The organism is Caulobacter sp. LARHSG274, assembly GCF_052871235.1.
This window is the reverse complement of record NZ_JBIXJO010000022.1, coordinates 49,501-74,706: the sequence shown is the minus strand read 5'-3', so window position 1 is coordinate 74,706 and position 25,206 is coordinate 49,501. Positions and strand designations below refer to the sequence as shown.

The window sequence follows — 25,206 nt, the reverse complement described above, 5'->3', positions numbered from 1 at the left end:
TTAGGCGGCCTGGGCGAAGTCGGGCATAGGCTTGAACCAGGATTGGCCCTCGGCCCGGGCTAGCCAGGCGCGCACGGCCGGATAGGGCTCGAGCGCCAGCCCGCCGTCGGGGGCGTGGGCGACATAGGAATAGCAGGCCAGGTCGGCGATCGTGACGTGGTCGGCGGCGAGGAAGGCGCGATCCCTCAGATGGCCGTCCATGAAGGCCAGCACCCGGGCGGCGATGCGGGCGGCGCGGGCCGGATCGTCGGGCAGGTCGAACAGGGCGATCATCCGGGCGATGGCCGGCCCGTGCATGACCTCGCCGGCGGCGATCGACAGCCAGCGCTGCACGCGGGCGGCGGCGACCGGCTCCTGCGGCAGCCACCCGGCGTCGGGCGCGTAGCGGCGGGCCAGATAGACGAGGATGGCGTTGCTGTCGGCCAGGACCAGCTCGCCGTCCTGCAGGACCGGGACCTGGCCCAGGGGATTGAGCGCCAGGAAGGCCGGCGACGCGCGGACGTCATTGGGGGCGTTGGCGAAGCGCCAGTCCAGGCCCAGGGCGTCCAGCATCAGGCCCACGCGGTGGGTGTGGCCCGACAGCGGCGTGCCGTGCAGGACGATGGCGGTGTCGGACATCGGAGTCTCCCTCTCTTGCGTTCGCCATATTCGCCATTGCGCCGGCCGAAATGAATTGCGCAAATCGGCAAGATATAATTGCGGAATTCGGAATGGATCGTCTGGACGAACTCGCCCTGCTGGTGGCGGTCATCGATACCGGGTCCCTGGCGGCCGCCGGGCGCCGGCTGCGGCGCTCGCCCGCCGCCATGACTCGGGCCCTGGCGGCGCTGGAGGAGCGGATGGGCGCGCGGCTGATCGAGCGCACGACCCGCCGTCTGGCCCCCACCGAGGCGGGCCGTGATCTGGCCGAGCGGGCCCGGCGGCTGCTGGCCGACTACGAAACCGCCCTCCAGGCTCCCGCCCCCGACGCGGTGCGCGGGACGCTGAGGATCACCGGCCCGACGGTGTTCGGCGGCCGTCACCTGACGCCGGTCGTGGCCGACTTCCTGGCCGAGCATCCCGGCGTCCGGGCCGACCTGACCCTGCACGACCGCAATCTCGACCTGATCGAGGGCGAGCTGCACGTGGCCCTGCGCATCGGGGCCCTGGCCGATTCCAGCCTGAAGGTCCGCGGGCTCGGCCAGGTGCGCCGGCTGCTGGTGGCCGCGCCCGACTATCTGGCGCGGCGCGGGACGCCGCTGGAGCCCGGCGACCTGGCCGGGCACGAGGTGATCCTGACCACCGTGATCTCGGCCTCGCCGGAGTGGCGGTTCGAGCATCGCGGCAAGCCTCGGGCCGTGCGGCTGGAGCCCCGGCTGCGGGTCAACAATGTCGAGGCGGCCCTGGCGGCCATGGCGGCCGGTCGCGGGATCGGCCGGGCGCTGTCCTACCAGGTGGCCGAGGACCTGGCGGCCGGGCGGCTGGTCCGCCTGCTGCCCGACTTCGAGCCCCCGCCCCTGCCGGTGCAGCTGGTCACGGTGGGCGGCCGCTTCATGCCGCCGCTGGTGCGGGCGTTCCTGGATTTCGCGGGGCCGCGGCTGGAGCGGCTGGCGGTGCTGCGGGAAGACTGAGCCCAAAACAAAACGGCCCGGGATCGCTCCCGGGCCGTTCCGTTTCAGTTCTCGAACAAGCCTTACGCGTCTTCGGCGATGACCGCGGGCAGCGGCTCCATCGCGTCTTCGCGCTGCTGGGCCAGTTGCTCGTCGCGCTTGGCGGCGATGCGTTGCAGGCTGCGCAGGTAGGAACCCGTGCCGGCGGGGATCAGGCGACCCACGATGACGTTTTCCTTCAGGCCTTCCAGGGTGTCGGTCTTGCCGTGCACCGAGGCTTCGGTCAGGACGCGGGTCGTTTCCTGGAACGACGCGGCCGAGATGAAGCTCTTGGTCTGCAAGCTCGCCTTGGTGATGCCGAGCAGCACCGGCTGGGTGGTGGCCGGACGGCCGCCGCGGGCGACGGCCTTGTCCTGCTCGATATAGAACTCCGGCTTGTCGAGATGGTCGCCCTTGATCAGGCCGGTGTCGCCCGGATCGAGGATCTCGACCTTCTGCAGCATCTGGCGAACGATCGTCTCGATGTGCTTGTCGTTGATCGGCACGCCTTGCAGTCGATAGACCTCCTGGATTTCGTCCACGAGGAAGTTGGCCAGGGCCTCGACGCCCAGGATGCGCAGGATGTCGTGCGGATCCGGGTTGCCGTCGATGATGTACTCGCCGCGCGCGATGAAGTCGCCGTCGTGCACCGCGATGTGCTTGCCCTTGGGGATCAGGAACTCGACCGCTTCGCCCTGGTTGCCGTCGGCGTCGACTTCCGGGGTGATCTTGATGCGGCGCTTGTTCTTGTAATCCTTGCCGAATTCGACACGGCCGTCCATTTCCGCGATGACCGCGCAGTCCTTGGGACGGCGGGCTTCGAAGAGTTCGGCGACGCGCGGCAGACCGCCGGTGATGTCGCGGGTCTTGGCCCCTTCGGTCGGGATCCGGGCGATGACCTCGCCCGGCTTGACCATGTCGCCGTCACCGACGGAGAGAATGGCGCCGACCGACATCAGGTAGCGAGCCTCGCCGCCATTGGCCAGGCGGACATAGGCGCCGTCTTCACCCAGCACGCCCATGGCCGGACGCAGGTCCGAGGCGCGGGCCGAGGTCCGCCAGTCGGCGATCACGCGCTGCGCGATACCGGTGGCTTCGTCGGTCTCCTCGCGGACGGAGAAGCCGTCCACCAGGTCCTCGGCGCGGATCTTGCCGGCCACTTCGGTGATGATCGGGGTGGTGTAGGGGTCCCAATCGGCCAGGCGCTGGCCGCGCTTGACCTTGTCGCCGTCCTTGATCTTCAGGCGCGCGCCGTACGGCGGCTTGTAGTTCTCGCGCTCCTTGCCGTCGACCAGCACGCTGACGGCGGTGTTGCGGCTCATGACGACCAGGAAGCCGTCCGAACCGGTCACGGTGGCGCCGGTGACCCGGACCACGCCGTCGTTGCTGCTTTCGAAGAACGACTGCTCGGCCACCTGGGCGGTGCCGCCGATGTGGAAGGTCCGCATCGTTAGCTGGGTGCCCGGCTCGCCGATCGACTGGGCGGCGATGACGCCGACCGCTTCACCGATGTTGACCGGCGTGCCGCGGGCCAGATCGCGGCCGTAGCAGGCGCCGCAGACGCCGATCTTGGCCTCGCAGGTCAGGACCGAGCGCACCTTCACCGACTGCACCGCAGCAGCTTCGATGGCGTCGGCCATGTTCTCGTCGAGATAGGTGTCGGCCGGCACGACGATCTCGCCGGTCGCCGGGTCCTTGATGTCCTCGGCCGAGAAGCGGCCCAGGACGCGGGCGCCCAGCGAGACCAGCACGTCGCCGCCCTCGACCACGGCCCGCAGGGTGATGCCCCGCGTGGTGCCGCAGTCTTCCTCGACGATGATGCAGTCCTGCGCGACGTCGACCAGACGACGGGTCAGGTAACCCGAGTTGGCGGTCTTCAGCGCGGTGTCGGCCAGGCCCTTGCGGGCGCCGTGGGTGGAGTTGAAGTACTCCTGAACGGTCAGGCCTTCCTTGAAGTTCGAGACGATCGGGGTCTCGATGATCTCGCCGGAGGGCTTGGCCATCAGGCCGCGCATGCCGCCCAGCTGCTTCATCTGGGCCTGCGAGCCGCGGGCGCCGGAGTGGGCCATCATGTAGATGGCGTTGATTTCCTTCTCGCGGCCGTTCTCGTCCTTATGCTTCATCTGAAGCTCGGCCATCATCTCGTCGGCGACCCGGTCGGTGGCCTTGGCCCAGGCGTCGACGACCTTGTTGTACTTCTCGCCCTTGGTGATCAGGCCGTCGGCGTACTGTTGCTCGTACTCCTCGGCCAGGGTGCGGGTCTCGGCGACGATCGCCTCCTTCCGCTTGGGGATGATGATGTCGTCCTTGCCGAAGGAGATGCCGGCCTTGGCCGCTTCCTTGAAGCCCAGGCCCATGATCTGGTCGGCGAAGATCACCGTCGCCTTCTGACCGCAGTGGCGGTAGACGACGTCGATCAGGTTGCCGATTTCCTTCTTGGTCAGGGCCTTCTCGATCAGCCGGTGGCCGATCGCGGTGTGGCGCGGCAGCAGGGCGGCGATCTTCATCCGGCCCGGGGTGGTGTCGATCACCCGGCGGCGGATGACGCCGTCGGCGTCCATTTCCGTGAAGCGCGACTTGATCTTGGCGTGCAGCGACACGACGCCGGCGTCCATGGCCGCTTCGATCTCGCCCAGGTCGGCGAAGATCTTGCCTTCACCGGGCTCGCCGTCGCGGGCCACCGACAGGTAGTACAGACCCAGGACGATGTCCTGCGACGGCACGATGATCGGGCGACCGTTGGCGGGCGACAGGATGTTGTTGGTCGACATCATCAGGACGCGCGCTTCCAGCTGGGCCTCGAGGCTCAGCGGGACGTGGACGGCCATCTGGTCGCCGTCGAAGTCGGCGTTGAAGGCGGCGCAGACCAGCGGGTGCAGCTGGATGGCCTTGCCCTCGATCAGCTTGGGCTCGAACGCCTGGATGCCCAGACGGTGCAGGGTCGGGGCGCGGTTCAGCAGCACCGGGTGCTCGCGGATCACCTCTTCGAGGATGTCCCACACCTGCGGCTGTTCGCGCTCGACCATGCGCTTGGACTGCTTGACGGTGCCCGACAGGCCCTTGGCGTCCAGGCGCGCATAGATGAACGGCTTGAACAGCTCCAGGGCCATCTTCTTGGGCAGGCCGCACTCGTGCAGCTTCAGGTCCGGACCCACGACGATGACCGAACGGCCCGAATAGTCGACGCGCTTGCCCAACAGGTTCTGGCGGAACCGGCCCTGCTTGCCCTTCAGCATGTCGGCCAGCGACTTCAGCGGACGCTTGTTGGCGCCGGTGATGACGCGGCCGCGGCGGCCGTTGTCGAACAACGCGTCGACCGACTCCTGCAGCATCCGCTTTTCGTTGCGGATGATGATGTCGGGGGCGCGCAGCTCGATCAGGCGCTTGAGGCGATTGTTACGATTGATGACCCGGCGATAGAGGTCGTTCAGGTCCGAGGTCGCGAAGCGGCCGCCGTCCAGCGGCACCAGCGGGCGCAGTTCCGGCGGGATCACCGGCACCACCGTCAGCACCATCCATTCCGGGCGATTGCCGGATTCGGAGAAGGCTTCGAGGATCTTCAGGCGCTTCGAAAACTTCTTCTGCTTCATGTCCGACGGGTTGCCCGCCAGTTCTTCGCGCAGCTTCTCGGCCTCCTTGTCGAGGTCGATCGCCTTGAGCAGGTTCTGGACGGCCTCGGCGCCGATCTCGGCGGTGAAGCTGTCGTCGCCGTACTCGTCCTGGGCGCGCATGAAGTCGTCCTCGCTGAGCAGCTGGTGCTGCTTCAGCGGGGTCAGGCCCGGCTCGGTGACGATGTAGTATTCGAAGTACAGGACCCGCTCGATGTCCTTCAACGGCATGTCGAGCATCATGGCGATACGCGAGGGCAGCGACTTCAGGAACCAAATGTGGGCGACCGGCGAGGCCAGCTCGATGTGGCCCATCCGCTCGCGACGGACGCGGGCCAGGGTGACCTCGACGCCGCACTTCTCGCAGATGATGCCCTTGTACTTCATGCGCTTGTACTTGCCGCACAGGCATTCGTAGTCCTTGGTCGGGCCAAAGATACGGGCGCAGAACAGGCCGTCACGCTCGGGCTTGAACGTGCGGTAGTTGATGGTTTCGGGCTTCTTGATCTCGCCGAACGACCACGAGCGGATCTTTTCCGGCGAGGCCAGCGAGATGCGGATCTGGTCGAAGGTCGGAGCGGCCTGGACCGGATTGAAGATGTTCAGGACTTCCTGGTTCATCTTGGTTCCTTCTGCGGGACTACCCGCGAAAATTCTTAAGTCGGAGAGCGGCGATCGGCGCTTCCCCGGCCGCTAGGCCGGGGAAGATCTTTCCGATCAGCTGTTCTCCAGCTCGACGTTCAGGCCGAGCGAGCGCATTTCCTTGACCAGCACGTTGAAGCTTTCGGGGATACCGGCTTCGAACGTGTCGTCGCCGCGGACGATCGACTCGTAGACCTTGGTCCGGCCGGCCACGTCGTCGGACTTCACCGTCAGCATTTCCTGCAGAGTGTAGGCCGCGCCGTAGGCTTCCAGAGCCCACACTTCCATTTCCCCGAAGCGCTGACCGCCGAACTGGGCCTTGCCGCCCAGCGGCTGCTGGGTGACCAGGGAGTACGGACCGATCGAACGAGCGTGGATCTTGTCGTCGACCAGGTGGTGCAGCTTCAGCATGTAGATGTAGCCGACCGTGACCGGACGCTTGAACTGGTCGCCGGTCTGGCCGTCGAACAGGATCGACTGGCCCGACGGATTGACGCCCGCCATGACCAGGTGCTCCTCGATGTCGCCGATGCGCGCGCCGTCGAACACCGGGGTGGCGATCGGAACGCCCTTGCCGAGGTTGCGGGCCAGTTCGACCAGCTCTTCCTCGGTTTCCGGCAGTTCCTCGTCCGGGCCGTAGATCTCGGTCAGACGATCGACCAGGGCCTGCTTCTGGCCGCCGGCCTGCCAGTCTTCGAGCAGGACGGTGATCTGCTTACCGAGGTTGGCGCAGGCCCAGCCCAGGTGGGTTTCGAAGATCTGGCCGACGTTCATCCGCGAGGGCACGCCCAGCGGGTTCAGGACGACGTCCACGTGCGTCCCGTCGGCGAGGAACGGCATGTCCTCGATCGGCAGGATGCGCGAGATGACGCCCTTGTTGCCGTGACGGCCGGCCATCTTGTCGCCCGGCTGCAGCTTGCGCTTCACGGCCACGAAGACCTTGACCATCTTCATCACGCCTGGGGGCAGTTCGTCGCCGCGTTGCAGCTTGTCAACCTTGTCCTCGAAGCGACGGTCCAGGCGCTTGCGGTTCTCGTCGAACAGACGACGCAGGCTTTCCAGTTCGCCCATCGCCTTCTCGTCCTCGAGGGCGATCTGCCACCACAGGCCGGGCTGGACTTCAGCCAGGCCCTCGGCGGTGATCGGACCGCGCGCCAGGCCCTTGGGACCCGACAGGGCGACGTTGCCGATCAACAGTTCGCGCAGACGGCCGGAGATGTTGCGGTTCAGGATCGCGAACTCGTCGTCGCGGTCCTTGCCCAGGCGGTCGATCTCGGCGCGCTCGATGGCGAGAGCCCGTTCGTCCTTGTCGACGCCGTGGCGGTTGAACACCCGCACGTCGACGATGGTGCCGGCGACGCCCGGGGGCAGGCGCAGGCTGGTGTCGCGGACGTCGCTGGCCTTTTCGCCGAAGATGGCGCGCAGCAGCTTTTCTTCCGGCGTCATGGGCGACTCGCCCTTCGGCGTGACCTTGCCGACCAGGATGTCGCCCGGCTGGACCTCGGCGCCGATCGCCACGATGCCCGCTTCGTCGAGGTTGCGCAGGGCTTCCTCGCCGACATTGGGGATGTCGCGGGTGATCTCTTCCGGACCCAGCTTGGTGTCGCGGGCCATGACTTCGAATTCCTCGATGTGGATCGAGGTGAAGACGTCGTCGCGGACGATGCGCTCGGAGATCAGGATCGAGTCTTCGAAGTTGTAGCCGTTCCAGGGCATGAAGGCGACCAGGGCGTTGCGGCCCAGGGCCAGTTCGCCCAGCTCGGTCGACGGACCGTCGGCGATGATGTCGCCGGCGCTGATCCGGTCGCCCACCTTCACCAGCGGGCGCTGGTTGATGCAGGTCGACTGGTTGGAGCGCTGGAACTTGCTCAGGCGATAGATGTCGACGCCCGAACGGGCGGCGTCGGTTTCTTCGGTGGCGCGGACGACGATCCGGGTGCCGTCGATCTGCTCGACGACGCCGGTGCGCTTGGCGATGACCACGGCGCCGGAGTCACGGGCGACCACGGCCTCCATGCCGGTCCCGACCAGCGGGGCGTCGGACTGCACCAGCGGCACGGCCTGACGCTGCATGTTCGAGCCCATCAGGGCGCGGTTGGCGTCGTCGTTTTCCAGGAACGGGATCAGGGCCGCGGCCACCGACACCACCTGACGCGGCGACACGTCCATCAGGTCGACCTGTTCCTTCTGGAGCAGGGTCGGCTCGCCGTTGATCCGGCCGGGGACCAGGTCGTCGACGATCTCGCCGTTCAACACCTTGATGTTGGACTGGGCGATGACGTGCTTGGACTCCTCCATGGCCGACATGTAGACGACCTCGTCGAGCGGCTTGCCGTCGGCGACGCGACGGTAGGGGCTCTCGATGAAGCCGTACTTGTTGACCCGGGCGTGGGTGGCCAGCGAGTTGATCAGGCCGATGTTCGGGCCTTCCGGCGTTTCGATCGGGCAGATGCGGCCGTAGTGGGTCGGGTGCACGTCGCGGACTTCGAAGCCGGCGCGCTCGCGGGTCAGACCGCCCGGGCCGAGCGCCGAGAGACGACGCTTGTGGGTGATCTCCGACAGCGGATTGGTCTGGTCCATGAACTGCGACAGCTGCGAGGAGCCGAAGAATTCACGCACCGAGGCCGCGGCCGGCTTGGCGTTGATCAGATCGTGCGGCATCACGGTGTCGATGTCGACGGACGACATGCGTTCCTTGATGGCCCGTTCCATGCGCAGCAGGCCGACGCGGTACTGGTTTTCCAGCAGCTCGCCGACCGAGCGCACCCGGCGGTTGCCGAGGTTGTCGATGTCGTCGATTTCGCCGCGGCCGTCGCGCAGGCCGACCAGCAGCTTGAGCACCGCCAGCACGTCTTCCTTGCGCAGGACGCGCATCTCGTCCGAAGCGTCCAGCTCCAGGCGCATGTTCATCTTCACCCGGCCGACGGCCGACAGGTCGTAGCGCTCGGCGTCGAAGAACAGCGACTTGAACATCGCCTCGGCGGCTTCGACGGTCGGCGGCTCGCCCGGACGCATCACGCGATAGATGTCGAACAGGGCGTCCTCGCGGACGGCGTTCTTGTCCACCCGCAGGGTGTTGCGCATGTAGGCGCCGACCGTGACGTGGTCGATGTCGAGCACGTCGATGGTCGTGAAGCCCTGGTCGGCCAGGGCCTGGATCGAGGTGACGTCCAGCTCGTCGCCGGCCTCGGCGTAGATCTCGCCGTTCTCGAAATTGACGGCGTCGCGGGCCAGGTAGCGGCCGGTCAGGGCCTCCGGGGCCAGCAGCAGGGTCTTCAGGCCGCCGTCGGCCAGCTTCTTGGCCTGGCGGGCGGTGATCTTGACGCCGGCCGGAGCCACTTCCTCGCCGGTGTCGGCGTCGATCAGGGCGAATTCCGGCTTCACGCCGCGCCAGCGCTCGGGCTTGTAGGGCGTGGCCCAGCCGGCGGCGCCGGCGGCGTCGCGCTTCTCGAACGGGACGACGTCGTAGAAGGTGGTCAGGATCTCTTCGCCGTCCATGCCCAGGGCATAGAGGAAGGTCGTGGCCGGCAGCTTGCGGCGGCGGTCGATGCGGACATAGACCACGTCCTTGGCGTCGAACTCGAAGTCCAGCCACGAGCCGCGATAGGGAATGACGCGGGCGGCGAACAGCAGCTTGCCCGAGGCGTGGGTTTTGCCCTTGTCGTGGTCGAAGAACACGCCGGGCGAACGGTGCATCTGCGAGACGATGACCCGCTCGGTGCCGTTGACGATGAAGGTGCCCTTTTCCGTCATGAGCGGGATGTCGCCCATGTAGACGTCCTGCTCCTTGATGTCCTTGACGGACCGGGCGCCGGTTTCTTCCTCGGTTTCGAACACGATCAGGCGCAGCTTGACCTTCAGCGGCGCCGCGAACGTCATGTCGCGCTGGATGCACTCTTCAACGTCGTACTTGGGGTCTTCGAATTCGTAGGAGACGTATTCGAGCACCGCGCGCTCATTGAAGTCCTTGATCGGGAACACCGACTTGAACACCGCCTCGATGCCTTCGTCGCGGCGTTGGCCCGGACGGACCTCGCGCTGAAGGAACTGCTCGTAGGAGGAGCGCTGAACCTCGATCAGGTTCGGCATCTGCACAGCTTCGGGGATGCGGCCGAAAGACTTCCGGATCCGCTTCTTGCCGGTGAAGGATTGCGCCATGTTTTTTCCCTGGGCGCGGAACGGACTCCGCGCGTGAATTCGAATGCCTTAGCGTCCACCCTCGCCGCCCTCCCCGCAGGAGGACGCTGGACGCTGCAATTCCCCTGTCAGGACAACCGGGACCGGAAGTCTGACGGGCGCCCCTTCGCGCTGGTCGGAGGGCGGCTGACCGCGCCTCGGGGCGTATCTTGCGGACACACGCGTACGCGCTCCGCCGAATATCTTCGTGAGCCGGCGGATATAGGACAACCTGCCGGGATTGGGAAGGGGGTTTATCCACAAAAAGAATGGGGAGGCCCACCGCACAGCTTGGAACTTCTCCCTCTTTCCGCTCATCCCGGCGAATGCCGGGACCCAGATCCCAAGGCGGTGTGGGTGACTGGAAGGGCTCAGCGCTTATGGCGTCAGCCTCAAAGCCATTCCATCTGGGTCCCGGCATTCGCCGGGATGAGCGGTGGGTTAAGAGACGGTCAGCGGGCTATTTGACCACCTGCACCGCGGCCAGCGCTTGGGCGCTGAGGCCCTTGTCGCCGGTCGCGGTCAGCTTGCCGGCCTTGTCGTCCCAGTGCAGCTTGACGGTCTTGCCGACGCCCTTTTCGTAGGCGTTGGTCACCCCGTCATCGTCATAGAGGGTGAAGTCGGCGTCGCGGCCCGGATAGACCTTCACCGCATTGATCGCCTGCGGCGTGGCCGTGCTCTGGATCGGCGCGCCCATCGGGATGATCGAGCCGGCGCGGACGAACAGCGGGATGGTGTCGATCGGCGCATGGACGCTGATCGTCTGGCCGCCGGTGAACTTCTTGCCGGTCCAATAGTCGTACCAGTCGGCCCCGGCCGGCAGGTAGACGTCGCGGTCCTCGACGCCCTGGTCGGTGATCGGCGCCACCAGGAAGGCCGGGCCGAACATGTACTGGTCGCCCAGATTGACGACCTTGGGATCGTTGGGAAAGTCCATGAACAGCCCGCGCATGAACGGCGCGCCGGTCTCATAGGTCGAATGGCCCATCGAATAGAGATAGGGGATCAGGGCGTAGCGCAGCCTCAGATACTTGGCGATCACCGCCTCGGCCTGCTTGCCATAGGCCCAGACCTCGGTGTCCTTTCGCATGCCGTGCACCCGCAGGGTCGGGGTGAAGGTCCCGTACTGGAACCAGCGGGCCAGCAGTTCCGGATAGTCGTTGTTCTGGCCGACCACGGCGCGGGCGTCGGACGGATCCAGCAGCGGCGGCTTGGTCGCCGTCGTGCTCTGCGGCAGCCACTGCCAGCCGCCGATGTCGTTGCCCCAATAGGCGAAGCCCGAGGCGGTGAAGTTCAGGCCCGTCGGCACCTGGCGCTTCAGGGCGTCCCAGGTCGGCTGGATATCCGACGACCAGAACAGGCCGCCGTTGCGCTGGGCGCCGATATAGGCGGCCCGGGACAGGATCAGGTTGCGCTTGTCGGGCCGGTCGCGGCGCGAGCCCTCGGCCACGCCCTGGGTGTGCACCAGCGGGAACAGGTTGTGATAGCGGTCGCCCGAGCCGATCGAATAGAAATAGCCGTCCGGCACCAGGTCCGGCTCGGTCTCGTCCAGCCAGAACCAGTCGAAGCCCTTGGACGCGATGTTGTCGCGGATCTTGCCCCAGAACCACTCGCGGGCCTGCGGGTTGGTGCTGTCGATCAGGGCCCCGGCCCGGTCGCTGCGGAACGGCAGGCCGTCGACGACCTTGCCGTCGGCGTCCTTCAGCAGCCAGCCCTTGTCGGCCAGGAAGTTGAAGTAGCGGCCTTCCTTCTCGAAGCGCGGCCAGACGCTGATGATGCTGTGCACGCCGTTGTCGTGCAGCTGCTTGTTCATCGCCGTGGGGTCGGGGAAGGCGGCCGGGTCGATGTCCATCTGGCCCATCCGGGTCCAGTAGAACCAGTCCAGCACCATGATATCCAGCGGATAGCCGCGGTCGCGATAGCCCTTGGCGACGTCGAGGATCTGCTGCTGCGTCTCGTAGCGGGCCTTGGACTGGATGTAGCCGAAGGCGGCCTTGGGCGGCAGCGGCGTGACCCCGGTCAGCTTACGGTAGCCGGCGTAGATCTCGTCATAGCTGCCGGTGATCACGAAGAACGACACCCGTTCGCCGACGTTCGACTGCCACAGGGTGCGGCCGTTGACGCCCGGATAGACGTGGGTGTCGGACGGATTGTCCCACAGGACGCCGTAGCCCTTGCTGGAGACCATGAACGGCACGCAGACGGTCTCGCCGTGCGGAGCGTCGTAGTGGTGCTTGCAGTCGATGGCCCGGCCGCGCAGGTCGAGGATCCCCTCCTGGTTCTGGCCCAGGCCGTAGAAGTGCTCGTCGGCGGTCGTCGAGAAGCTGGCGCCGGCCTGGTAGGTCCTCTCGCCGTTGACGACGTGCGGCGCCATCTCCCAGCCGTTCATCGCCACCAGGTCCGAGCCGTCGGCCTTGCGAACCTTGACCGAGACCGGCGGCAGGGCGGGGGCGAAATAGCGGTCCATCTGCGAGGGGGCGCTCGGCCAGGGCTGGGCGACAACCTCCAGCGACAAGGCGCCGGAGGTGAAGATGTCGGCGCCGCCCTTCTGGTCGTGGCGCCAGCCCTTGGCGTCGCTCTCGCCCGTGAAGCCATAGCCGGGCGCCCCGGCGGCCAGGTCCCTGTCCTGGCTGATGGTCACCCGCACGATGTTGGGAGCGTAGGTCTCGACCGAGACATAGGAGCCGTTGCGGTCCATCACCGCCAGCGGCTCGGCCGCGGCCTCCCCGGCGGCCAGGCCCAGCGCCAGGGCCGAGACCAGGCCGGTCGACCAGCGCCGTGCGTTCATGCTCCGCCGATTCATCGCGTTCCCCAATGTTACCGCTATCTATTGGGCGCCATGGCTAGAGATGCGGACGGGCAGCGTCAATAAGGGCGACGCCATTAAAGGCTCTTGACGGCGCTCTGCCCTGCCGAACGGCTCCGTCGCCATCGCCCAAAAGCGACGGCCCCGGAGGTTTCCCTCCGGGGCCGTCGCTTGTGCGTCAGAAATCTGACGCCGGCTCATCCCCCGCGCCCCCGCCTCAGAAGGCTTGGGCGCGGGCGTGAATTACTTCACTTGGACGGTGGCGCCGGCTTCGGTCAGCTTCTTGGCGACTTCTTCGGCGACTTGCTTGGAGACGTTTTCGACGACGTTCTGCGGAGCGCCTTCGACCAGGTCCTTGGCTTCCTTCAGGCCGAGGTCCGGACGGACGCCGCGGACTTCCTTGATCACGTTGATCTTCTTGTCGCCACCGGCGGTCAGAACAACGGTGAACTCGGTTTGCTCTTCGGCGGCTTCGGCCGGAGCAGCGGCGGCCGGGCCAGCGGCGACGGCGACCGGAGCGGCGGCCGAGACGCCCCACTTTTCTTCCAGCATCTTGGACAGGTCGGCGGCTTCGAGGACCGACAGGGTGGACAGTTCTTCAACCAGCTTTTCGAGCTTGGACATGGGTAAGTTCCTTAGAGGATGAGGGATTTATGCGGAGATGACTTTTACGCGGCGTCTTTGGTCGCATAGGCGTTGAAGACGCGCGCCAGCTGGCCGGCCGGGGCCTGCAGGACGCCGGCGATCTTGGTCGCCGGAGCCTGGATCAGGCCGATGAGCTTGCCACGGATCTGGTCGAGCGACGGCAGCGTGGCCAGGGCCCGCACCGCGTTTTCGTCCAGAACGGTCGTCTGGCCCAGGATGCCGCCGACGAGCTTAAGCTTGTCGTTTTCCTTGGCGTACTGGGTGACGATCTTGGCGGCGGAGACCGGGTCCTTGCCGAACGCAATGGCGACAGGGCCGGTGAACAGGGCGTCGCCCTTTTCGCCGATCACGCCGTCCAGCGCCTTCTGGACCAGGGTGTTCTTCACCACCTGGAACGTGCCCTCTTCCTTGCGGAGGCGGGCGCGCAGTTCAGTCATTTCCGCAACGGTCATGCCCGAATAGTGGGTCACGACGACAGCGCCGGCGCCGGCGAAGACGCTTTTCAGCGACTCGATCGACTCCTGCTTTTGAGCGCGGTCCATTGCGGTCTCCTACTCAATTACAGCGGCCGGACCATTCCGGCAGCCAAATGCGCGGCGCATGAGGGATCGCTCCCGCACGCGAGTTGCATCAGCCTGTTCCAAGGAAAGTCAGCCGCGCGTCCCATCCCGAAGGCGGAAATAGCGTGGTCTTGTCCATCCCTGTCTCCCGACGGCGAGGAAGGGCTCTTCCTCGATTATGACGTGGTGACCCCACGCCCCGCAGTTCTCAAACAGGATCTCCGCCGGGCGGACCCTGCGGAGAAGGGGCGGCCTATAGACCGTTTGAGGCGGGATTTCAACACCTGGCCTGCGCCTCGGCGGCGGCGAGACGATGCCGCGTTGCCACGGGCGGGCGTTCTGTGTATTTAGCGCGACCCTAAAAACGTCGACCGGGCGAGACAATCCAGTCTTGTGCGGCGGCTTCGCATTTCGAGAGCGTCGGCTCTCCTTAAGAGGCACTCATGGCCGAGATCATTCTCAACGTCGAACTTCGCGCGCGCGCCGGCACCGGCGGCTCGCGGGAAACCCGCCGCGCCGGCAAGATCCCCGGCGTGCTGTACGGCGGCCCCAAGGCTCCCGTGAACATCGCGGTGAAGTCGAACGAATTCCGCAAGGCGCTCTACACCGGCAAGCTGCTGGGCCACCTGGTGACCCTGCAACACGGCGACGAGAAGCAGTCGGTCATCGCCAAGGCCGTGCAGTTCCACCCCGTCACCGACGAGCCGGTCCACTTCGACCTGTACCGCGTCGACGAGCACCAGCTGATCAAGATCGAAGTGCCGGTGCACTTCAAGAACCACGACATCTCGGTCGGCCTGAAGAAGGGCGGCACGCTGGAAGTCATCCGTCACACCGTCGAGCTGGCCTGCCCGGCCGACAAGATCCCGGAAGAGCTGATCATCGACTTGGCCAGCCACGATATCGGCGACACCATCCGCATCTCGGAAATCAAGCTGCCGGAAGGCGTGCGCCCGGCCATGGAACGCGACTTCGTGATCGCCAACCTGAAGGCCTCGGCCGCCGCCCAATCGGGCGAAGGCGACACCACCGTCGAGGGCTGATCGCCTTCGGTCGGCTTTCCGATCTGCTGTTCGAGAACGGGCGGGCTTCACGGCCCGCCCGTTTTTCGTTCCGGCCAGGCCCTGCGTCCTTCGAGGCCCCGCTGCGCGGGGCGCCTCAGGATGAGGAACGGGGTTGATCGGCCGGCAAAGACACCCCTCATCCTGAGGCGCCTTGCGGAGCAAGGTCTCGAAGGACGCACGGAGCCGCAGTGATGCTGATCCTCGCCGGTCTCGGCAATCCCGAGCCGAAATACGAGAAGAACCGGCACAATGTCGGGTTCATGGCCGTCGACGCCATCGCCCGTCGGTGGGGCACGGCGCCGTGGCGCTCGCGCTTCCAGGGCCTGGCCTGCGAGGGTCAGGTCGCCACCCCGGTCGGCCCGGTCAAGCTGCTGCTGCTCAAGCCCAAGACCTTCTATAACGAGAGCGGCCGCGCCGTCGGCGAGGCGATGAAGTTCTTCAAGCTGGCCCCGGCCGACGTCATCGTCTTCCACGACGAGATCGACATGGCCCCCGGCCGCTTCCGGATGAAGGCCGGCGGCGGGGCGGCGGGCAACAACGGCGTGCGCTCGATCACCAGCCAGATCGGCGACGGCTTCCGGCGCGGCCGCATCGGGGTGGGCCATCCGGGCCACAAGGACGCGGTGATGCACTACGTCTTGGGCGACTTCCACAAGGTCGAGCATCAGTGGCTGGACCCGCTGCTGGACGCGGTCACCGACGCCCTGCCCTTCGCGGCGGCCGGCGACGACGAGCGCTACCAGGCCGAGGTGCTGCGCCTGGCCCCCGCCCCCAAGGCCGATCCCAAAAAAGCCGCGCGCCCAAGCTAAGCGCAGCCGATTGACGGCCGGTCGCCAAAGCGACAAAGACCGCAGGTAGAGCTTGGAGCCCGCCTCTCGATGATCCCGTTGTTCGGCCTTTCCCTGATGTTCTCGATCGCGCTGTGCGTCCACGTGGTCCGCACCCATCAGCAGATGTACTGGCTGTGGATCATCCTGGCGTTCCAGCCGCTGGGCGGGGTGGTCTATCTGCTGGCGGTGGTGGCGCCGGAGTTCCTGGGCGGGACCACGGCCCAGCGGATGAAGTCGGCCGCCCGCCAGGCGCTGGACCCGCAGCGCGAATATCGCGAGGCGGCCCAGGCCGCCGACGACGCCCCGACCGTCGCCAACCGCGCCCGCCTGGCCGTCGCCGCCGCCGGCCTGGGCCGCCATGACGAGGCCGAGCGGCTCTATGCCGAGGCCCTGCAGGGCCTGTACGCCGACGACCCGCAACTGCTGCTGGGCCGCGCCAAGGCCCTGATCGAGCTGAACCGGCCGGCCGAGGCCCTGCCGCTGCTGGAGACCCTGGGCGCTCAGTCCCCGGCCGGCCGCACGCCGCAGGTCGCCCTGGCCCTGGGCCGCGCCTATCAAGGCCTGGGCCGCATGGCCGAGGCCGACACCGCCCTGCGCTGGGCCGCCGCCCACCTGCCGGGCTTCGAGGGCATGGCCCGCTACGCCGTGTTCCTGGCCGACGCCGGCCGCAAGGACGAGGCCCGCGAAGCCCTGGCCGAGATCGACAAGCGCCTGGCCAAGACCCACGCCCATTTCCGCAAGGAGGCCCGCGGCTGGCGCGACCTGGCGGCCGGCGCGCTGGGCTAGCTAGGCCCGCTCGCGCTCGTCGCCGACCACCAGGTGCCCGGCCCAGCTGACCACCCCGACCACCAGCGCCCCGAACACCCCGGCCCACAGGCCGCGGACCACGAAGCCCTTCAGCAGCAGGGCCACGAGGCCCAGCATGGCGGCGTTCACCACCAGCAGGAACAGGCCCAGGGTCAGCACGGTCAGCGGCAAGGTCAGCACGAACACCACCGGCCGCACGACGGCGTTGACGATCCCCAGCAGGACGGCGGCGATCAGCAGGCTGGTCCAGCCGCCCGGCGCGGCCACCCCCGGCACGATCCGCGTCGCCAGCCACAGGCCCAGGGCCGCGATCAGGGCGCGGACGATGAAACGGACCATGGCGGGACTCCTGCAACGCTCAAACGCCGCCATTAGAGGCGAACGGGCGGCCCGCCGACAAGCCCTGTCGGACGTTACGGAAGTTTGGTCTTGAAAAGTTGAGAATGAACGTTCATTCTCATTTTCGTGGGTCCGATACCTGAGTCAGGGTGTAGGACATTACAAATGCGTTATCGACCTTACCTTCGCCGCAACGCGTTCCTATCTGACCCATTGTCTTAGGGGATGATGGCGCGCGGTCCGCGTGCGGGTCCGCACCAAGGGGATAGTATCTATGGCCGTGAACTCACTGTCGGTGATGTCGCCGGATGGCGGCCTGTCGCGTTACCTCACCGAAATCCGCAAGTTTCCGATGCTGGCCAAGGACGAGGAGTTCATGCTCGCCCAACGCTGGAAAGAGCACCAGGACAGCGAAGCCGCCCACCGGATGGTCACCAGCCACCTGCGCCTGGTGGCCAAGATCGCCATGGGCTATCGCGGCTACGGCCTGCCGATCGGCGAAGTGATCTCCGAGGGCAATGTCGGCCTGATGCAGGCCGTCAAGAAATTCGAGCCCGACAAGGGCTTCCGCCTGGCCACCTACGCCATGTGGTGGATCCGCGCCTCGATCCAGGAATATATCCTGCGCTCGTGGTCGCTGGTGAAGATGGGCACGACGGCCGCGCAGAAGAAGCTGTTCTTCAACCTGCGCAAGGCCAAGAGCCAGATCAGCGCCTTCGAGGACGGCGACCTGCGCCCCGAGCAGGTCAGCGCCATCGCCACCAAGCTGGGCGTGCTGGACAGCGAGGTCATCTCGATGAACCGCCGACTGTCGGGCCCCGACGCCTCGCTGAACGCCCCGCTGCGTTCGGATAGCGAGAGCGAGTGGCAGGACTGGCTGGCCGACGACAACCAGGTCTCGCAGGAGACCATGGTCGCCGAGAACGAGGAGAAGTCCCTGCGGATGACCCTGCTCGAGGAGGCGATGGTCGAACTCACCGACCGCGAGCGCCACATCCTCACCGAGCGGCGGCTGAAGGACGAGCCCACGACCCTGGAAGATCTGGCCTCGCAATACGGCGTCAGCCGCGAGCGGGTTCGCCAGATCGAGGTGCGGGCGTTCGAGAAGCTGCAGAAGTCGATGCGCGAGGCGGCGATCGCCAAGAACATGGTCGAAGCCTGAACTCTGAAGACCTGAAAACTGGAGCGCCCCGGATCGCAAGGTCCGGGGCGTTTTTGCGATGACCGATCCCCGCCCCCAGCTGATCCTGCTGCCCGGCCTGCTGAACGACGCCGCGCTGTGGCGCGACCAGGTCACGGGGCTGGCCGACGTCGCCCGCTGCCAGGTTCCCGACCTTGCGCCGTTCGCGACCCTCCCCGAAATGGCCGCGAGCGTGCTGGCCCAGGCCGAGCCGACCTTCGCCCTGGCCGGATTTTCGATGGGCGGCTACGTGGCCCAGGAGATCGCCCGGATCGCGCCGCAGCGCATCGAACGCCTGGCCCTGCTGGACACCTCGATCCGCGTCGACACCCCCGAGCGCGCCGCCCAGCGCAAGGCGCTGAACAAGGCTGCGGCCAAGGGCGGCACGTTCCTGGGCATCGGCCAGGCGATCATGAAATCCTATGTCGACGCCTCGCGGCTGGACGACGCCGACCTGACCGGCCGCATCGTCGCAATGACCCAGCGATTGGGCCGCGAGGTGTTCCTGCGCCAGAACAGCCTGGAGCGCGAGGACGGCGCGGCGGCCCTGCGGGCCCTGCGCTGCCCGATCGTGATCATCTGCGGCGAGAACGACGCCATCACCCCCCTGGCCGGCCAGCGCGAGATGGCCAGCGCCATCGGCTGCTCGCACCTGGTGGTCATCCCCCACGCCGGCCACATGACGCCGATGGAAGCCCCCGGCCCGGTCAACGGCGCCCTGCGCCACTGGCTGGCGCGCGAGAAGCGCTAAGAGGAACCTAGAAGCTCAGCTGGATCCCGGTGCGGACGGTGCGGCCGTAGCGCTCGTTCTCGCCCAGGTGATGGTCGCCGCCCACGAAGGTGCGCCAGGGCTCGTCATCGAGGTTCGAGCCCTCGATGAACAGGCTGGCGGTCTTGCCGAAGGCATAGGCGATCCGAGCGTCGAGCTGGCCGTGGTCGTCCCACCAGACGTCCGAATTACGGTCGGCGCCGAGCGTGTAGAGGAACTTCGAGCGGTAGGAATAGGCGAGCCGGGCCGAGACGCCGTACTTCTCGTAGAACAGCTGGGCGGTGGCGACAGTCTTGGACTGCTGGGCCATCGGCAGGCTGTCCAGCCGGCCGGGCACGCCGCGCAGGGTCGAGTCGATCAGGGCCAGGTTCACGCCGACGCCGAAGCCGTCCAGGGCGCCGGGCAGGAAGCTCAGCTGGGACTGGGCGTCGAATTCGATGCCGGCCACGGTGGCCTTGCTGGCGTTCAGCGGCGTGGTCACCGCCGCGCCGGTCAGGGCCACGCCGCCGAAGGTCCCGTTCTGGTTCAGCAGGGTGCGGGTGAAGATCGGGTCCTGGATGTCCTTGAAGAACACCGCCGCCGACAGCAGGCCCTGGCCCGGCAGGTAGTATTCCACGCCCCCGTCGAGATTGGTCGACAGCAGCGGCTTGAGGTCCGGATTGCCCTGGACGACGGTGTCGGCCGTGGCGTCGACGGTGATCGCCGGAGCCAAGGACACATAGTCGGGCCGCCCGATCGCCGTGGTCGCCGCCGCCCGCAGCACCAGCCGGTCGCTGAGGTCGACCTTGGCGTTCAGGCCCGGGAACCAGTTGGTGTACTTGTTCGAGCCCGTGACGTCGGGACCGCGCGCGGCGGTGACGTTGTTGAAGGTCTTGGCGCTGTAGTCGCCGTCGGTGGTCTCGACCCGCACGCCGGGGACCAAGGTCAGGCGGCCCAGCTTCAGGGTCGCCATGGCGTAGCCGGCATAGATCTTTTCCGACACGTCGTAGTCGCTGAGCAGCGCGGTGCTGAGCGACTTGGCGGCGTTCAGCTTCAGGGTCGCCGGATTGGCGGTCACATAGGCCTGGGCGGCCGTGTAGTCGACGATCGGCCCGAAGGCGTAGCGGCCGTCATAGGTCGCGGCCAGGCTGGGCGGGTTCAGCGCCGCCAGGGTGAAGGCCGTCGCGCCCGGATCGTAGGTCACATAGTCGCGGTCGTTGGTCTTGGAGCGGTCGATCAGCTTGGCGCCGACCTTCAACTCGCTGTCCTGGCCGATCATCGCCAGCGGATAACTGTAGTCGGCCCGGGCCTGCTTCAATTCCTCGACGGCCTGGCGATGGTCGTAGTTGACGCTCTTGAAGCTGTAGTTGGCCGGGTCATAGGCCGCCGCGCCCGGGGTCACCCGGAACAGCACGTCGGTCAGGTCGAAGGTCCCGGTCATGGTCTTGCCGGTGGCGAACTGGAACTCGCTGCGCAGCGGATCGGTCTTCTCAGCGCGGCTGTAGGCGGCGTCGACGTCCAGGCGGCCGACCGGCAGGTTGAAGCGGCCGCCCGCCGACACGGTCCTGGTGTTGTCGTCCTCATTGCGGCGGCGGACATAGCGCGTGCCGGTCGCCTTGGTGAACGAACCCGTCGTCGCCGAGGTCGAGACGATCGTGCCGGCGATCGGCAGGCGGAAGCGGTCGCGGGTCTCGTGGTCGGTGAACTTCGCGTACGAGCTGCGCAGATAGAGCTGGACGTCGTCGCTGGGCCGCCAGTCGAAATTGCCGACGAAGCCGGTGCGCTCGCGGACAAGGTTGTAGTCGCGGCTGTCGAAATCGGCCGGAACCGGATTGCCGTTGGCCGTGGTCCAGGAAGCCCCGGCCACGTTCTGCGACTCGACCGGGCGCTTGGAATAGTTGGCCGAAACCACCGCCCCGAACTGGCCGCCCGGACCGAACGTGCCGCCCACCGAAGCGTCGGCCCCATAGGGGTGCTTGTCGTTGAGGTCGAACTGGCCGTAGTCGCCGCGCAGGCTGCCGAAGGTCCCGTGGCGGTCGAAGGCGCTGAGGGTGACGATGTCGACTTGGCCGGCGATGGCGCTGGCGTCGAGGTCGGGCGTCAGGCTCTTGATCACCTTGACCGAGCCGATCATCGCCGAGGGAATGTCGTCCAGCTTGACTTGGCGGCTGTCGGGCTCGGGCGCGGCGGCGGTCTGGCCGTTGACGGTGACGTTGACATAGCGCGGGTCGACCCCGCGGATGATCACATAGCGGCCCTCGCCCTGGTCGTTGGCCACCGACACGCCCGGCAGGCGGCGCACGGCCTCGGCGACGTTCTGGTCGGGCAGCTTGCCGACGTCGTTGGCGTAGAGGGCGTCGACGAAGTTGTCGGCCACCTTCTTGACCTGCAGGGACCGGCGGTCGGCGGCGCGCTGGCTGGTGACCACCACTTCCTCGACCTCCTCGCCTGTCCCCAGCACCACGACCACCGGCGCGTTCAGGTCGGCGGCCGTCAGGGCGCGGCGGCTGGAGCCGTAGCCGACATAGTCGACGCTCAGTTGGTGATCCCCGTCAGCGACGTCGCGGACCTGGAAACGGCCGTCGGCGTCGGCGACCAGGGCCCGGCCGTCGAAGGTCACCGTCGCGCCGGGCAGGCCCGCGCCATGGCTGTCGACCACCCGGCCTCGGAGATCGGCGGCCAGGGCCGGCGTCGCCGCCAGGGCCACGAACATCGCCACGGTGCTGGACCGGCGCAGCAGAGCGCCCTTGAACCTGACCGACATGAATTGATCCCCGACTTCGACCGGCCCTTCATCGAGGGCTTTCCGGGAGCAGGTATTGGTCTGCCGCGACAGGGCGACGACAGTATCGTGTCAGATTTACGTACAGTATCGTCTTCGATCACTTCGACGCCAAAGATTACAGCATCCGACAATTTGGAAGATTGACTTCCTCTGGACCGCGCCGCATGGCCGTGGTCGCAAACGAGGCTTGTCTGTTCATGCGAATTCCGACTGCGCGGATCCTGGCGCCGACCTTGCTGGCCCTGCTGACGGCCGCCTGCGCGACGCGGCAGGCTCCGCCCTCGGCCACCGTATCGGTTCCGGCCGTGCGCGAGACCGCGGCGGTGGACTCCCTGCGCGACGCCGCAGACGATCCGGCCATCTGGCGCGACGCCCGGCGACCGGAGCGGTCGCTGATCGTCGCCACCGACAAGCAGGACGGCCTCTATGTCTACGGCCTGGACGGCAAGATCCGCGGCTTCCTGCGGGCTGGCCGGGTCAACAATGTCGACCTGCGCGGCGACGTGGTGATCAATGGCGCGCCCTCGGTGCTGGTGGCGGCCAGCGACCGGACCGAGCGCACCGACGGCAAGATCGCGCTGTTCGCCCTGAACACCGAGACGGCGGCCCTGACCGCCCTGGGGCGCTTTCCCGCCCAGGTGACCGAGGCCTACGGCTTCTGCCTCTATCGCCGCGCCGCCGACCGGGCGCTGTTCGCCTTCGTGGTCGGCAAGGACGGGACGATCAGCCAGCTGTCGATCGACGTGGCGGGGCCGACGCCCAAGGTCGCCGTGGTCCGGCAGATGAAGCTGGCCACCCAGTCGGAGGGCTGCGTGGCCGACGACCGCACCGGCCAGCTCTATGTGGCCGAGGAGGACGTCGGCCTGTGGCGGTTCTCGGCGGCCCCCGACGGCGGCGACGGCCGCGAGGCGTTCTTCAAGGTCGACGGCCAGCGCTTGGTCGCCGACGCCGAAGGCCTGGCCATCCTGCCGCGCGGCCGCGACGGCGGCTATCTGGTCGCCTCCAGCCAGGGCGATTCGGCCTATGCGGTGTGGAACCTGCGCGACGGCGCCTATCGCGGCCGCTTCCGGATCGTCGCCAGCGGCGGCGTCGACGGGACCAGCGACACCGACGGGATCGAGATCGCGGCCGGGGACTTCGGCCCCGACTTCCCCGGCGGCCTAATGGTCGCCCAGGACGGCGACAACAGTCCCCAGGCCCAGAACTTTAAGCTGCTGTCGTGGCGCGCAGTCGAGAAGGCGCTTGATCTGCGCTAGCTAGGCGGCGCGGCCGGCGTCCTCGCCCATGAAGCCCATCAGGACGTCGATGCGCGCGATCAGCTCCTGACGGCCCAGGGTCTCGGCGGTGGGGCCGGTCGTGCAGGCCTCGAGAGCGGCGGCGGCCTCGGCCAGACGCGGATCGCTGATCAGGGTTCCGATCTTCTTGAGCTCGACGGCCTGGGCGGCCAGGGCGCGGCGGGCCTGGCTCGGGTCGCTGTCGAGAGCCGTGGCGGCCGACTTGACGATGCGCAGCGCCTGGGACAACCGCGCGGCCGGGGTGCCGGCGGCGTCGGCCTTGCGCTTGCGCGGGCCCTTGTATTCGGCCGAGTTGAAGCGGCGGCGGTCGGGCCCGACATATTGCACGGCCTCGACCCAGTCGCGCGGCTTCAGCGTCACCGCTTCCAGCCGGCGCTCCAGGTCCTTGATCGTGAACGGCTTGCGCATGAATTCGTGGATGCCGGCGTCGCGAGCCCCGAAGATCGCCTCGGCGGTGGCCTCGGCGGTGCACATGATGATCGGGTTCTCGCGGCAGGCCAGGTCGCTGCGGCGGATCTTGCGGGCCAAGGCCTGGCCGTCGCAGCCGCTGGAGGCGTGCTCGACGAACACCAGCATCGGGTCGATCGTGCGGGCCATCGACCAGCCGGCCTCGACGGTCGGGGCGCTGAAGATCTGGACCTGGCCGACGTGGCGCAGCTGGTCGGCGAGCAGACGGACGGCCGGCGTGCTCGGGTCGACGATCAGCACGCGCTGCATCTTGGCGGCGATACGCTGCAGGGTGCGGATATTGCCGTCGAACACGAAACTCAGCGCTCCAGCTGTGACTGGCTCCCAGACTACCGGCTGATGGTAAAAATCCGCTTATTGACGCTGAGGTGCGTCAGTTTGTCGGCCTCTCGGGCCAAAACGGATCGATATCGGGCTTGACCGCCCCCTATCCGGTCATGCCGGCGCTCAGATCGCCAGGCTGACGTTCAGGCCGGCGTCGAAGTCCTGCAGGATGTCGACCGCCTCGTCGATGTCGGCGACCAGCGGCTGGCCGGCCGGGAAGCGGTAGCGCCAGAAGCTGGCGATGTGGGCGATGATCCCGACCTTCTCGCCCAGCGACAGGAACATGTCGGGGGCGCGCAGCAGGAATTCGCGAAACGCCTGCGGCCGGCCGTTGTCGATCAGGTCCTCGAAGGCCCGGTCATAGACGTCGAGCGACCGCATCACGGCCCGGCGCTCGGCGACGATGCCGTGGCGCAGGCGCTTGCGGGCGTCGTCGACATAGCGGCTGGTCTCGATGTCGCGATTGCCGGTGACCACCAAGCGGCCGATCTCGCCGCCGACCACGTCCAGCTCCGGCCACAGCCGGGTCAGCATCCATTTGTAATAGAGGAAGCCCTTCCAGCTGAAGACCCCCTCCTTGAAGCTCTCGCCGTCCATGACCAGGGTCTCGCGCAGCGGCTCCAGCCGCTCGTCGACGTCGGTGGACAGCAGGGCCTCGACCAGCCGCGCGGCGTGCGCCCCGGCGACCACCCGGCCGGTGTCGCGATAGGCCAGGTCGATCAGCCGCGAGATCTGCACCGAGACGAAGCTCTGCATCTGCTCCAGATCGCCGCCCGACAGGGCGAAGTAGCAAGGCGCCACCAGCAGGCCGTGGCGGCGCAGGTGCTCGCGCAGCAGGAACGGATCTAGCGACGGCAACTGGTCGATCATCCGCAGGGCCGCCAGGTCCCGCGCCATGTCGCTCTGCTCGTTGCAGGCCTCGCGCAGCAGGTCGACCCAGCCGCGCTGGCCCACGAAGAACGACTGGCCGCCCAGGCCCAGGTCGCTGCGTTCGAACGGGATGATGATCTTGGTGGCGTTGGGCCGGATCTCGTCGAACAGGAACAGGTCGTCGGCCCGCAGGCGGTGCTTGACCACCAGAGCCGAGTTGAGGATGCGGTTGCGGAACAGCGGCGCCTCGCCGTGCTCGGGCCGGTGACCGCTCTGGGCCTGGATGGCCAGCAGGTTCAGCACCCGGCTGGTCGAGGCCGTCCGCTCCAGCGCCCGCAGACTGCGCGTCAGACGGTCGGTCCGGTGGACGGACTTCAACTTGCGGCGCGCTGACAAGGACGGCGGCTCCCCCGAGGAAGCCGCCGTGATAA

At 67.4% G+C, this 25,206-nt stretch carries 17 protein-coding genes; 7 read left to right on the top strand and 10 right to left on the bottom strand.

All coding sequences use genetic code 11. The features are described 5' to 3' along the window. Window positions 1-618 (bottom strand): glutathione S-transferase family protein, encoded by a 618-nt coding sequence (locus tag ACIPQB_RS23320; protein WP_446487635.1) that lies wholly within the window; start codon window positions 616-618, stop codon window positions 1-3. 92 nt (window positions 619-710) lie between these two features. Between ACIPQB_RS23320 and ACIPQB_RS23315 the strand changes: the two genes are divergently transcribed. After that, window positions 711-1,610 carry a LysR family transcriptional regulator gene (locus ACIPQB_RS23315; protein WP_446487634.1) on the top strand — a complete coding sequence of 300 codons (900 nt, stop codon included), beginning with the start codon at window positions 711-713 and terminating at the stop codon, window positions 1,608-1,610. A gap of 62 nt (window positions 1,611-1,672) precedes the next feature. Here ACIPQB_RS23315 and rpoC read toward each other — a convergent pair whose 3' ends face one another. The 5 genes from rpoC to rplJ all read right to left on the bottom strand — a co-directional run bounded on the left by rpoC (window position 1,673) and on the right by rplJ (window position 14,047). Then, window positions 1,673-5,857: a DNA-directed RNA polymerase subunit beta' gene (gene rpoC / locus ACIPQB_RS23310; RefSeq protein WP_446487633.1), complete on the bottom strand. Its 4,185-nt coding sequence runs from the start codon at window positions 5,855-5,857 to the stop codon at window positions 1,673-1,675. A gap of 96 nt (window positions 5,858-5,953) precedes the next feature. Beyond that, window positions 5,954-10,036 carry a DNA-directed RNA polymerase subunit beta gene (gene rpoB, locus ACIPQB_RS23305; protein WP_446487632.1) on the bottom strand — a complete coding sequence of 1,361 codons (4,083 nt, stop codon included), beginning with the start codon at window positions 10,034-10,036 and terminating at the stop codon, window positions 5,954-5,956. Between the two features lie 478 nt (window positions 10,037-10,514). Continuing rightward, window positions 10,515-12,842, bottom strand: coding sequence for a glycoside hydrolase family 31 protein (locus tag ACIPQB_RS23300; RefSeq protein ID WP_446487631.1), 2,328 nt, complete (start codon window positions 12,840-12,842; stop codon window positions 10,515-10,517). A 261-nt stretch (window positions 12,843-13,103) separates the two neighbouring features. After that, window positions 13,104-13,484, bottom strand: coding sequence for a 50S ribosomal protein L7/L12 (gene rplL / locus ACIPQB_RS23295; protein ID WP_446487630.1), 381 nt, complete (start codon window positions 13,482-13,484; stop codon window positions 13,104-13,106). Between the two features lie 44 nt (window positions 13,485-13,528). Next, a complete protein-coding gene (rplJ, locus tag ACIPQB_RS23290) occupies window positions 13,529-14,047 on the bottom strand; it encodes a 50S ribosomal protein L10 (RefSeq protein ID WP_446487629.1) in 519 nt (172 codons plus the stop codon). A gap of 461 nt (window positions 14,048-14,508) precedes the next feature. On the opposite strand from rplJ, the gene ACIPQB_RS23285 reads away from it, so the two are divergent. The 3 genes from ACIPQB_RS23285 to ACIPQB_RS23275 all read left to right on the top strand — a co-directional run bounded on the left by ACIPQB_RS23285 (window position 14,509) and on the right by ACIPQB_RS23275 (window position 16,745). Beyond that, window positions 14,509-15,108, top strand: a complete 600-nt coding sequence (locus ACIPQB_RS23285) for a 50S ribosomal protein L25/general stress protein Ctc (protein WP_446487628.1) — start codon at window positions 14,509-14,511, stop codon at window positions 15,106-15,108. 212 nt (window positions 15,109-15,320) lie between these two features. Continuing rightward, on the top strand, window positions 15,321-15,938 hold the full coding sequence (gene pth / locus ACIPQB_RS23280; protein WP_446487627.1) for an aminoacyl-tRNA hydrolase: 618 nt from the start codon (window positions 15,321-15,323) through the stop codon (window positions 15,936-15,938). A 69-nt stretch (window positions 15,939-16,007) separates the two neighbouring features. Further along, window positions 16,008-16,745, top strand: coding sequence for a tetratricopeptide repeat protein (locus tag ACIPQB_RS23275; RefSeq protein ID WP_446487626.1), 738 nt, complete (start codon window positions 16,008-16,010; stop codon window positions 16,743-16,745). Here ACIPQB_RS23275 and ACIPQB_RS23270 read toward each other — a convergent pair whose 3' ends face one another. Further along, on the bottom strand, window positions 16,746-17,105 hold the full coding sequence (locus ACIPQB_RS23270; RefSeq protein WP_446487625.1) for a phage holin family protein: 360 nt from the start codon (window positions 17,103-17,105) through the stop codon (window positions 16,746-16,748). It abuts the gene before it with no gap. 265 nt (window positions 17,106-17,370) lie between these two features. Between ACIPQB_RS23270 and rpoH the strand changes: the two genes are divergently transcribed. Further along, the gene (gene rpoH, locus ACIPQB_RS23265) at window positions 17,371-18,267 is read left to right on the top strand and encodes an RNA polymerase sigma factor RpoH (RefSeq protein ID WP_446487644.1); all 897 of its coding nucleotides are present in this window, start codon (window positions 17,371-17,373) and stop codon (window positions 18,265-18,267) included. 58 nt (window positions 18,268-18,325) lie between these two features. Next, window positions 18,326-19,036: an alpha/beta fold hydrolase gene (locus ACIPQB_RS23260; protein ID WP_446487624.1), complete on the top strand. Its 711-nt coding sequence runs from the start codon at window positions 18,326-18,328 to the stop codon at window positions 19,034-19,036. A gap of 7 nt (window positions 19,037-19,043) precedes the next feature. Here the strand turns inward: ACIPQB_RS23260 and ACIPQB_RS23255 are convergent, their stop codons facing one another. Beyond that, window positions 19,044-21,797: a TonB-dependent receptor gene (locus ACIPQB_RS23255; RefSeq protein ID WP_446487623.1), complete on the bottom strand. Its 2,754-nt coding sequence runs from the start codon at window positions 21,795-21,797 to the stop codon at window positions 19,044-19,046. A 218-nt stretch (window positions 21,798-22,015) separates the two neighbouring features. Here ACIPQB_RS23255 and ACIPQB_RS23250 point away from each other — a divergent pair, with 218 nt between their 5' ends. Beyond that, window positions 22,016-23,074: a phytase gene (locus ACIPQB_RS23250; protein ID WP_446487622.1), complete on the top strand. Its 1,059-nt coding sequence runs from the start codon at window positions 22,016-22,018 to the stop codon at window positions 23,072-23,074. On the opposite strand, the gene ACIPQB_RS23245 is transcribed toward ACIPQB_RS23250, so the two are convergent. Together ACIPQB_RS23245 and ACIPQB_RS23240 are read right to left on the bottom strand one after the other, a co-directional pair. After that, window positions 23,075-23,875 (bottom strand): response regulator, encoded by an 801-nt coding sequence (locus tag ACIPQB_RS23245; protein ID WP_446487621.1) that lies wholly within the window; start codon window positions 23,873-23,875, stop codon window positions 23,075-23,077. Between the two features lie 153 nt (window positions 23,876-24,028). Further along, entirely contained in the window at window positions 24,029-25,171 is a 1,143-nt protein-coding gene (locus tag ACIPQB_RS23240) for a hypothetical protein (RefSeq protein ID WP_446487620.1), read from the bottom strand. Window positions 25,172-25,206 lie beyond the last annotated feature (35 nt).

Coding starts and splice junctions, on each gene's coding strand:
- ACIPQB_RS23250 (WP_446487622.1), top strand. CDS start 22,016: ATGCGAATTCCGACTGCGCGGATCCTGGCGCCGACCTTGCTGGCCCTG.
- ACIPQB_RS23260 (WP_446487624.1), top strand. CDS start 18,326: ATGACCGATCCCCGCCCCCAGCTGATCCTGCTGCCCGGCCTGCTGAAC.
- rpoC (WP_446487633.1), bottom strand. CDS start 5,857: ATGAACCAGGAAGTCCTGAACATCTTCAATCCGGTCCAGGCCGCTCCG.
- ACIPQB_RS23315 (WP_446487634.1), top strand. CDS start 711: ATGGATCGTCTGGACGAACTCGCCCTGCTGGTGGCGGTCATCGATACC.
- ACIPQB_RS23275 (WP_446487626.1), top strand. CDS start 16,008: ATGATCCCGTTGTTCGGCCTTTCCCTGATGTTCTCGATCGCGCTGTGC.
- ACIPQB_RS23320 (WP_446487635.1), bottom strand. CDS start 618: ATGTCCGACACCGCCATCGTCCTGCACGGCACGCCGCTGTCGGGCCAC.
- rplJ (WP_446487629.1), bottom strand. CDS start 14,047: ATGGACCGCGCTCAAAAGCAGGAGTCGATCGAGTCGCTGAAAAGCGTC.
- ACIPQB_RS23270 (WP_446487625.1), bottom strand. CDS start 17,105: ATGGTCCGTTTCATCGTCCGCGCCCTGATCGCGGCCCTGGGCCTGTGG.
- rpoB (WP_446487632.1), bottom strand. CDS start 10,036: ATGGCGCAATCCTTCACCGGCAAGAAGCGGATCCGGAAGTCTTTCGGC.
- rplL (WP_446487630.1), bottom strand. CDS start 13,484: ATGTCCAAGCTCGAAAAGCTGGTTGAAGAACTGTCCACCCTGTCGGTC.
- ACIPQB_RS23300 (WP_446487631.1), bottom strand. CDS start 12,842: ATGAACGCACGGCGCTGGTCGACCGGCCTGGTCTCGGCCCTGGCGCTG.
- ACIPQB_RS23255 (WP_446487623.1), bottom strand. CDS start 21,797: ATGTCGGTCAGGTTCAAGGGCGCTCTGCTGCGCCGGTCCAGCACCGTG.
- pth (WP_446487627.1), top strand. CDS start 15,321: ATGCTGATCCTCGCCGGTCTCGGCAATCCCGAGCCGAAATACGAGAAG.
- ACIPQB_RS23285 (WP_446487628.1), top strand. CDS start 14,509: ATGGCCGAGATCATTCTCAACGTCGAACTTCGCGCGCGCGCCGGCACC.